Origin of the sequence: Serratia sp. J2 (genome assembly GCF_046269175.1) — a bacterium.
GTDB classification, from domain to species: Bacteria; Pseudomonadota; Gammaproteobacteria; order Enterobacterales; family Enterobacteriaceae; genus Chania; species Chania fonticola_C.
The window spans coordinates 1-484 of sequence record NZ_JBKABN010000114.1; the positions used below are offsets into that span (position 1 = coordinate 1).

The following is a 484-nucleotide window of genomic DNA, read 5'->3' on the forward strand; positions in this document are numbered from 1 at the left end:
TTTCTGGAAGTGGTTAACCCGCTCTACAGGGGGTAATACCCGTAAAGCCGATCGGGTATTGGCTGCGCTCTATATGGTGATGGCGAACCGGTATGACTGGCAGCTATTCCTTGAGGTCACCGGGCCGGGCGGCAGTGGTAAAAGCGTATTTGCCGAGGTCTGCACCATGCTAGCTGGCAAGGGTAATACAGTGGCCGCCAGCATGTCTTCACTGGAGAATCCTAAGGAACGGGAGCTGATTGTCGGTGCCTCGCTGATCGTGCTCTCTGATATGGCTCGCTATGCCGGTGACGGTGCAGGGATCAAGGCCATTACAGGAGGTGACAAGGTGGCCGTAGACCCGAAATACAAAGCGCCGTACTCGATGCGGATCCCTGCTGTCGTGCTGGCGGTGAACAACAACTCAATGACCTTTAGCGATCGCAGCGGGGGCATATCACGGCGGCGGGTGATTTTTAACTTTGCTGATGTGGTGCCGGATGGA

Annotated in this window: 1 protein-coding gene; it reads left to right on the top strand. The window is 56.0% G+C overall.

All coding sequences use genetic code 11. The annotated features are described in order from the left end of the window. A partial coding sequence (locus ACKWMY_RS28325; protein ID WP_409487562.1) for a DUF5906 domain-containing protein occupies positions 1-484 on the top strand: 484 nt, incomplete at both ends.